This window comes from Klebsiella sp. MS 92-3 (assembly GCF_000195655.1).
Classification (GTDB): domain Bacteria; phylum Pseudomonadota; class Gammaproteobacteria; order Enterobacterales; family Enterobacteriaceae; genus Klebsiella; species Klebsiella pneumoniae.
The window spans coordinates 2673-11381 of sequence record NZ_GL882840.1; the positions used below are offsets into that span (position 1 = coordinate 2673).

An 8709-nucleotide genomic window follows, 5' to 3' on the forward strand; every position below is an offset into this window, starting at 1 on the left:
CGGGGGGGGGGGGGGGGGGGGGGAGATCGGCTTCACCATCATCTCCCTCACCTTCTCGCTGATCGCGGTGTTGATCCCGCTGCTGTTTATGGGCGATATCGTCGGCCGCCTGTTCCGCGAATTCGCCGTCACCCTTGCCGTCGCTATTCTTATCTCGGCGGTGGTCTCCCTGACCCTGACGCCGATGATGTGCGCCCGCATGTTAAGCCACGAATCGCTGCGCAAGCAGAACCGATTCTCGCGGGCCAGCGAGCGTTTCTTCGAACGGGTGATCGCCGTCTATGGCCGCTGGCTGAGCCGGGTGCTGAACCATCCGTGGCTGACGCTCGGCGTCGCCCTGAGCACCCTGGCGCTGTCGATTATCCTGTGGGTCTTTATCCCGAAAGGCTTTTTCCCGATCCAGGATAACGGCATTATCCAGGGTACCCTCCAGGCGCCGCAGTCGGTCTCCTTCGCCAGCATGGCCGAGCGCCAGCGGCAGGTGGCCAGCATTATCCTTAAGGATCCGGCGGTGGAGAGTCTGACCTCCTTCGTCGGCGTCGACGGCACCAACCCGGCGCTGAACAGCGCCCCTCTGCAGATCAACCTCAAGCCGCTGGACGAACGCGACGACCGCGTCCAGACGGTGATTAGCCGCCTGCAGCAGGCGGTGGACGGCGTCCCCGGCGTGGCGCTCTACCTGCAGCCAACCCAGGACCTGACCATCGACACCACGGTGAGCCGCACCCAGTATCAGTTCACCCTGCAGGCAAACTCCCTCGAGGCGCTGAGCACCTGGGTGCCGCCGCTGCTCAGCCGCCTGCAGGCCCAGCCGCAGCTGGCCGACGTCAGCAGCGACTGGCAGGACAAAGGCCTGGCCGCCTATATCAAGGTGGATCGCGACAGCGCCAGCCGCCTCGGTATCTCAATGGCCGATGTCGATAATGCGCTGTACAACGCCTTCGGCCAGCGGCTGATCTCCACTATTTACACTCAGGCGAATCAGTATCGCGTGGTGCTCGAGCAGGATACCGAGGCGACGCCGGGCCTGGCGGCGCTGGAGAATATCCGTCTCACCAGCAGCGACGGCGGCATCGTGCCGTTGACCGCCATCGCCACGGTGGAGCAGCGCTTTACCCCGCTGTCGGTGAACCACCTCGATCAGTTCCCGGTGACCACCATCTCGTTTAACGTCCCGGACAACTACTCGCTGGGCGAAGCGGTGGAGGCGATCCTCGCCGCCGAACAGTCGCTGGATTTCCCGACCGATATTCGCACCCAGTTCCAGGGCAGCTCGCTGGCCTTCCAGTCGGCGCTCGGCAGCACCGTCTGGCTGGTGGTCGCCGCGGTGGTGGCGATGTATATCGTGCTGGGGGTGCTGTACGAGAGCTTTATCCACCCGATCACGATTCTCTCCACCCTGCCCACCGCCGGGGTCGGGGCGCTGCTGGCGCTGTGGCTGGCGGGCAGCGAGCTGGACGTGATCGCCATCATCGGCATCATTCTGCTGATCGGCATCGTGAAGAAGAACGCCATCATGATGATCGACTTCGCGCTGGCCGCTGAGCGCGAGCAGGGCATGCCGCCGCGGGAGGCGATCTACCAGGCCTGTCTGCTGCGTTTTCGGCCGATCCTGATGACTACCCTCGCCGCCCTGCTCGGCGCCCTGCCGCTGATGCTGAGCACCGGCGTCGGCGCCGAGCTGCGGCGTCCGCTGGGGATCGGCATGGTCGGCGGTCTGATGCTCAGCCAGGTGCTGACCCTGTTCACCACCCCGGTGATCTATCTGCTGTTCGACCGCCTGTCGCTGCACCTGAAGCGCCGCTTCCCGCGTCAGGAAGAGGAGGCGTAAGTGAAGTTTTTCGCCCTCTTCATTTACCGCCCGGTGGCGACGATCCTCATCTCGCTGGCCATCACCCTGTGCGGCATTCTCGGCTTCCGGCTGCTGCCGGTAGCCCCGCTGCCGCAGGTGGACTTCCCGGTGATCATGGTTAGCGCCTCGCTGCCGGGAGCCTCGCCGGAGACCATGGCCTCGTCGGTGGCCACCCCGCTGGAGCGCTCCCTGGGGCGGATTGCCGGGGTCAATGAGATGACCTCCTCCAGCTCGCTCGGCAGTACCCGCATCATTCTCGAGTTTAACTTCGACCGCGATATCAACGGCGCGGCGCGCGACGTTCAGGCGGCGATCAACGCCGCGCAAAGCCTGCTGCCGAGCGGAATGCCCAGCCGGCCGACCTATCGCAAAGCCAATCCGTCGGATGCGCCGATCATGATCCTGACGCTGACCTCGGACACCTACTCCCAGGGTGAGCTGTATGATTTCGCCTCCACCCAGCTGGCGCAGACCATCGCGCAGATCGACGGCGTGGGCGATGTCGACGTCGGCGGCAGCTCCCTGCCGGCGGTGCGCGTCGACCTCAACCCGCAGGCGCTGTTCAACCAGGGCGTGTCGCTGGACGCGGTGCGCACCGCCATCAGCGACGCCAACGTGCGCAAACCGCAGGGGGCGCTGGAGGACAGCGCGCACCGCTGGCAGGTGCAGACCAACGATGAGCTGAAGACCGCCGCCGACTATCAGCCGCTGATCGTCCACTATCAAAATGGCGCCGCGGTGCGGCTGGGAGATGTCGCCACCGTCTCGGATTCGGTGCAGGACGTACGCAACGCCGGGATGACCAACGCCAAACCGGCGATCCTGCTGATGATCCGCAAACTGCCGGAAGCCAATATTATCCAGACGGTGGACAGCATCCGCGCCCGCCTGCCGGAGCTGCAGCAGACCATTCCGGCGGCTATCGACCTGCAGATCGCCCAAGACCGCTCGCCGACCATCCGCGCCTCGCTGGAGGAGGTGGAGCAGACGCTGGTGATTTCGGTGGCGCTGGTGATCCTCGTGGTGTTCCTGTTCCTGCGCTCGGGGCGCGCCACGCTGATCCCGGCCGTCGCCGTCCCGGTTTCCTTAATCGGCACCTTCGCCGCGATGTATTTGTGCGGCTTCAGCCTCAATAACCTGTCGCTGATGGCCCTGACCATCGCCACCGGCTTCGTGGTGGATGACGCTATCGTGGTGCTGGAGAATATCTCCCGCCATCTGGAGGCGGGGATGAAACCGCTGCAGGCGGCGCTGCAGGGGAGCCGCGAGGTCGGCTTTACCGTGCTGTCGATGAGCCTGTCGCTGGTGGCGGTGTTCCTGCCGCTGCTGCTGATGGGCGGCCTGCCCGGCCGCCTGCTGCGCGAGTTCGCCGTCACCCTGTCGGTGGCGATCGGCATCTCGCTGGCGGTCTCCCTCACCCTGACGCCGATGATGTGCGGCTGGCTGCTGAAAAGCGGCAAGCCCCACCAGCCGACGCGCAACCGCGGCTTTGGCCGCCTGCTGGTGGCCGTACAGGGCGGCTATGGTAAATCGTTAAAATGGGTGCTGAAGCATACCCGCCTGACCGGCCTGGTGGTGCTCGGCACCATCGCCCTCAGCGTCTGGCTCTACATTTCGATCCCGAAAACCTTCTTCCCGGAGCAGGACACCGGGGTGCTGATGGGCGGCATTCAGGCCGACCAGAGCATCTCCTTCCAGGCGATGCGCGGCAAGCTGCAGGACTTTATGAAGATCATTCGCGAAGATCCGGCGGTGGATAACGTCACCGGCTTTACCGGCGGCTCGCGGGTCAACAGCGGGATGATGTTTATCACCCTCAAGCCGCGCGACCAGCGCCACGAGACGGCGCAGCAGGTGATCGACCGGCTGCGCAAAAAGCTGGCCAACGAGCCCGGGGCCAACCTGTTCCTGATGGCGGTGCAGGATATCCGCGTCGGCGGCCGGCAGTCGAACGCCAGCTATCAGTACACCCTGCTGTCCGACGACCTGTCGGCGCTGCGCGAGTGGGAGCCGAAGATCCGCAAAGCGCTGGCGGCGCTGCCGGAGCTGGCGGACGTCAACTCCGATCAGCAGGACAATGGCGCCGAAATGGACCTGGTCTATGACCGGGATACCATGTCGCGCCTCGGCATCAGCGTCCAGGACGCCAACAACCTGCTGAACAACGCCTTTGGCCAGCGGCAGATCTCTACCATCTACCAGCCGCTCAACCAGTATAAGGTGGTGATGGAGGTGGATCCGGCCTACACCCAGGACGTCAGCGCCCTGGATAAGATGTTCGTCATTAACAGCGACGGCAAGCCGATCCCGCTGGCCTACTTCGCCAAATGGCAGCCGGCCAATGCCCCGCTGTCGGTGAACCACCAGGGGCTGTCGGCGGCATCCACTATCTCCTTTAACCTGCCCACCGGCCGCTCGCTGTCGGAAGCCAGCGAGGCCATTGACCGCGCGATGACCCAGCTCGGGGTGCCGTCGAGCGTGCGCGGCTCCTTTGCCGGTACCGCTCAGGTGTTCCAGCAGACCATGAACGCGCAGGTGATCCTGATCCTCGCGGCTATCGCCACGGTCTATATCGTGCTGGGGGTGCTATATGAGAGCTATGTGCATCCGTTGACCATCCTCTCGACGCTGCCCTCCGCCGGGGTGGGCGCTCTGCTGGCGCTGGAGATCTTCGATGCCCCGTTCAGCCTAATCGCCCTGATTGGGATTATGTTATTAATTGGCATCGTTAAGAAAAACGCCATCATGATGGTTGATTTTGCCCTGGAAGCGCAGCGCAACGGCAACCTGACGCCGGAAGAGGCGATTTTCCAGGCCTGCCTGCTGCGTTTCCGGCCGATTATGATGACCACCCTCGCCGCGCTGTTCGGCGCCCTCCCGCTGGTGCTCTCCGGGGGCGATGGCTCTGAGCTGCGCCAGCCTCTGGGGATCACCATCGTCGGCGGTCTGGTGATGAGCCAGCTGTTAACGCTCTACACCACGCCGGTGGTCTATCTTTTCTTTGACCGTCTGCGGCTGCGTTTTTCGCGTCACTCCTCTCAACCGGTAAGCGAATAACATGACAGACCTCCCGGCCAGCGTGCGCTGGCAGCTATGGATAGTGGCGTTCGGCTTCTTTATGCAGTCGCTGGACACCACCATCGTTAATACCGCCCTCCCCTCGATGGCCAAAAGCCTCGGGGAGAGTCCGCTGCATATGCATATGATTATCGTCTCCTATGTGTTAACGGTGGCGGTGATGCTGCCGGTCAGCGGCTGGCTGGCCGACCGGGTCGGGGTGCGCAATATCTTCTTCACCGCCATCGTGCTGTTTACCGCCGGATCGCTGTTTTGCGCCCAGGCCAGCACCCTCGACCAGCTGGTGATGGCGCGGGTGCTGCAGGGGGTCGGCGGCGCGATGATGGTGCCGGTCGGCCGCCTGACGGTGATGAAGATCGTCCCGCGCGATCAGTATATGGCGGCGATGACCTTCGTCACCCTGCCGGGCCAGGTCGGTCCGCTGCTCGGCCCGGCGCTGGGCGGGGTGCTGGTGGAGTACGCCTCCTGGCACTGGATCTTCCTCATCAATATCCCGGTGGGGATCGTCGGCGCTATCGCCACCCTCTGTCTGATGCCCAACTACACCATGCAGACCCGGCGCTTCGATCTCTCCGGCTTTCTGCTGCTGGCCGCTGGAATGGCGACCCTGACCCTGGCGCTCGACGGCCAGAAAGGGCTCGGCATTTCCCCTGCCTGGCTGGCGGGGCTGGTGGCCGTCGGCCTCTGCGCCCTGCTGCTCTACCTGTGGCACGCCCGCGGCAACGCCCGGGCGCTGTTTAGCCTTAACCTGTTTCGCAACCGCACTTTCTCTCTCGGCCTCGGCGGCAGCTTCGCGGGACGCATCGGCAGCGGCATGCTGCCGTTTATGACCCCGGTGTTTCTGCAGATCGGCCTCGGCTTCTCCCCCTTTCACGCCGGGCTGATGATGATCCCGATGGTGCTCGGCAGCATGGGCATGAAGCGGATCGTGGTCCAGGTGGTCAACCGCTTTGGCTACCGTCGGGTGCTGGTCGCCAGCACCCTGGGCCTGGCGGCGGTCAGCCTGCTGTTTATGTTTAGCGCCCTGGCCGGGTGGTATTACGCGCTGCCGCTGGTCCTGTTTCTGCAGGGGATGATCAACGCCAGCCGCTTCTCCTCAATGAATACCCTGACGCTGAAAGATCTCCCGGACGATCTGGCCAGCAGCGGCAACAGCCTGCTGTCGATGGTGATGCAGCTGTCGATGAGTATCGGCGTGACCATCGCCGGGCTGCTGCTGGGGCTGTATGGCCAGCAGCATATGAGCCTCGACGCCGCCAGCACCCATCAGGTCTTTCTCTACACCTATCTGAGCATGGCGGCGATCATCGCCCTGCCGGCGCTCATCTTTTCCCGGGTACCGGATGACGTCGGCAGCAATACCGTCCTCCGTCGACGCAACAGGAGTGGATCGTGAAATTTTGGCGCCCGGGTATTACCGGCAAGCTGTTCCTCGCTATATTCGCCACCTGCATCGTGCTGCTGATCAGCATGCACTGGGCGGTGCGCATTAGTTTTGAACGCGGGTTTATCGACTATATCAAGCGCGGCAATGAGCAGCGCTTAACCATGCTCAGCGACGCGCTGAGCGAGCAGTATGCCCAGCATGGCAGCTGGGCGTTTCTGCGCAACAATGACCGCTTTATCTTCCAGCTGCTGCGCACCTTCGAACGGGATAACGACGACCGCTCGCCGCCGGGGCACGCCATGAAGCCGGACGCCGCCCCGGACGGGCCGCCGCCGGATGGCCCCCCTGACGGCCCGCGCCCGAGGCCGGAAATGCCGCCCCACGGCTGGCGCACCATGTTCTGGGTGGTGGATCAGTCGGGGCGCGTGCTGGTGGGGCCGCGTGAGCGCGTCCCGGAGGACGGCACCCAGCGCAGCATCGTGGTCAACGGCGCGGAGGTGGGCAAAGTGATCGCCTCGCCGGTAGAGCGGCTGACGCGCAATACCGACATTAACTTCGACCGGCAGCAAAAGCGCACCAGCTGGCTGATCGTCGCCCTTGCCACCCTGCTTGCCGCGCTGGCCACTTTCCCGTTGGCCCGCGGTCTGCTGGCGCCGGTGAAGCGGCTGGTGGAAGGCACCCATAAGCTGGCGGCAGGCGACTTTTCCACCCGCGTGACGGTGACCGGCGGCGATGAGCTCGGCCGCCTGGCGCAGGATTTTAACCAGCTCGCCAGCACCCTGGAGCGCAACCAGCAGATGCGTCGCGATCTGATGGCCGATATCTCCCATGAGCTGCGTACCCCGCTGGCGGTGCTGCGCGGCGAGCTGGAGGCGATTCAGGATGGGGTCCGGCGCTTTACCCCCGAGTCGATTCCCTCTCTGCAGGCCGAGGTGGCTACCCTCACCAAGCTGGTGGACGACCTCCATCAGCTGTCGATGTCCGACGAGGGGGCGCTGGCCTACCAGAAAACCTCACTGGATATCATCACCCTGCTGGAAGTGGCGGCGGGCGCTTTTCGCGAGCGCTTCGCCAGCCGGCAGCTAAGCATTCAGGTGTCGCTCCCGGAGCAGGCGATGATCTTCGGCGACCGCGACCGCCTGATGCAGCTCTTCAACAATCTGCTGGAGAACAGCCTGCGCTATACCGACAGCGGCGGCAGCCTGCACATCACCGCCCGCCGCAGCGGCCGGATGCTGGTGATTGACTTCGCCGACAGCGCCCCCGGCGTCAGCGATGAGCAGCTGGCCCGCCTGTGCGAACGCTTTTACCGGGCGGAAGGATCGCGCAACCGCGCCAGCGGCGGCTCCGGCCTCGGGCTGGCGATTTGCCTCAATATCGTAGCGGCCCACGGCGGCACCCTGCGTGCCGACCATTCGCCTTTTGGCGGGGTTAGCATTAAAGTTGAGTTACCTCTGGAACATGATTTACCGAGAGACGTATGACTGAATTGCCTGTAGATGAAAACACCCCACGCATCCTTATCGTGGAAGATGAACCGAAGCTCGGCCAGCTGCTGATTGATTATCTGCAGGCCGCCGGCTATGCGCCTGCGTTGATTAACCACGGCGACAAGGTCCTGCCCTACGTCCGCCAGACGCCGCCGCACCTGATCCTGCTGGATCTGATGCTGCCCGGTACCGACGGTCTGACGCTGTGCCGGGAAATTCGCCGCTTCTCCGATGTTCCGGTGGTGATGGTGACGGCGAAAATCGAAGAGATCGACCGTTTGCTGGGGCTGGAAATAGGCGCCGACGACTATATCTGCAAGCCCTACAGCCCGCGGGAAGTGGTCGCCCGGGTAAAAACCATCCTCCGCCGCTGCAAACCGCAGCGCGATCTGCAGGCGCTGGACGCCCAGAGCCCGCTGATTGTCGACGAAGGTCGTTTTCAGGCCTCCTGGCGCGACAAGCTGCTGGACCTCACTCCCGCCGAGTTCCGGCTGCTGAAAACCCTCTCCCAGGAGCCGGGCAAAGTGTTCTCCCGCGAACAGCTACTCAACCATCTGTATGACGATTATCGGGTAGTCACCGATCGCACCATCGACAGCCACATCAAGAACCTGCGGCGCAAGCTGGAGGCGCTGGACGCCGAGCAGTCGTTTATCCGCGCGGTGTATGGCGTTGGCTACCGCTGGGAAGCGGACGCCTGCCGGCTGGCGTAGTTAGCCTTTTCCCGGCTCGCGCTGCGCTTCGCCGGGCTACACGTTCACCGCCATCTGCAATCCGTAGCCCGGGTAAGGCGTTTACGCCGCAACCCGGGGAACTCCCTAGAGCCTATCCCACCAGGCGTTATTAACGCTGTCAGTGTGAGCACTGCCCAGGTGTGTAAGTTCACACAGATATTGCAATTG

Annotated in this window: 5 protein-coding genes; all 5 read left to right on the top strand. The window is 64.0% G+C overall.

Going from position 1 to position 8709, the window contains the following annotated elements; translation table 11 throughout:
* The coding region (locus tag HMPREF9538_RS30395; RefSeq protein WP_009485874.1) for an efflux RND transporter permease subunit at positions 1–1831 on the top strand (1831 nt) is incomplete at its 5' end.
* Entirely contained in the window at positions 1832–4909 is a 3078-nt protein-coding gene (gene mdtC, locus HMPREF9538_RS06795; protein ID WP_009485875.1) for a multidrug efflux RND transporter permease subunit MdtC, read from the top strand.
* Between the two features lies 1 nt (position 4910).
* Positions 4911–6326: an MFS transporter gene (locus HMPREF9538_RS06790; RefSeq protein ID WP_009485876.1), complete on the top strand. Its 1416-nt coding sequence runs from the start codon at positions 4911–4913 to the stop codon at positions 6324–6326.
* On the top strand, positions 6323–7801 hold the full coding sequence (gene baeS, locus HMPREF9538_RS06785) for a two-component system sensor histidine kinase BaeS (RefSeq protein WP_004149058.1): 1479 nt from the start codon (positions 6323–6325) through the stop codon (positions 7799–7801). Before HMPREF9538_RS06790 ends, baeS begins: the two co-directional genes overlap by 4 nt.
* The gene (gene baeR / locus HMPREF9538_RS06780) at positions 7798–8520 is read left to right on the top strand and encodes a two-component system response regulator BaeR (RefSeq protein ID WP_004175198.1); all 723 of its coding nucleotides are present in this window, start codon (positions 7798–7800) and stop codon (positions 8518–8520) included. The genes baeS and baeR overlap by 4 nt, the downstream gene beginning before the upstream one ends.
* Positions 8521–8709 lie beyond the last annotated feature (189 nt).

Excerpts from the sequence above, each read along its gene's own strand:
- HMPREF9538_RS06790 (WP_009485876.1), top strand. The coding sequence starts at position 4,911 with ATGACAGACCTCCCGGCCAGCGTGCGCTGGCAGCTATGGATAGTGGCG.
- baeR (WP_004175198.1), top strand. The coding sequence starts at position 7,798 with ATGACTGAATTGCCTGTAGATGAAAACACCCCACGCATCCTTATCGTG.